Annotated in this window: 1 protein-coding gene; it reads right to left on the bottom strand. The window is 50.8% G+C overall.

Annotation, left to right across the window (positions count from 1 at the left end; genetic code table 11):
• On the bottom strand, positions 1-628 hold a 628-nt coding region (locus OB13_RS19970; RefSeq protein WP_461491946.1), incomplete at its 3' end, for a catalase.
• Positions 629-630 lie beyond the last annotated feature (2 nt).

Here is a 630-nt window from a genome sequence, read left to right as displayed (position 1 = left end):
AGTACAGAAACGTAACCATATGAGTGGCTTCCGGTGTACCTGAAAAGAAATCAAAAATACGTTCGGCACTTTGTATGTTGGTTACCGGGTCTGGCTTCTGAGAATGTATCAGATCCGGAAATTTCATGGCATCACGAATAAAGAAGATCTTCAGGTTGTTGCCTACCAGGTCCCAGTTACCGTCTTCGGTATAGAACTTGACAGCAAAGCCGCGCGGGTCACGCAATGTTTCCGGGGAGCCCGCCGGATGGCCTACGGTCGAGAAACGTACGAAAGTGGGTGTTTCTTTACCTTTCCGGAACACTTTGGCGCGGGTATACTTCTCAATTGGGTCGTTGCCCACCATACCATACGACACAAACACGCCATGGGCACCCGTACCTCGGGCGTGCACCACTCGCTCTGGCACGCGCTCCCGGTCAAAGTGTGATATCTTTTCTATAAAGTGGTAATTCTCCATGGTTGCCGGGCCACTGCTACCAACTGTTCGGATGTTCTGGTTGTCAGTGACAGGATGCCCTTGCCGGGTGGTGAGGATGTTATCTTTGCTGGCGTTCCTGGATTTTTGGGCCTTGCCATACTTAGGCTTGCCTTGCCCGTTGCCTTTCATGTTCTCTTTGTCTTTCATGA

Source organism: Pontibacter sp. HJ8 (assembly GCF_054824225.1).
The sequence above is the reverse complement of the archived record's forward strand: the minus strand, read 5'-3'. Positions and strand labels throughout refer to the sequence as shown.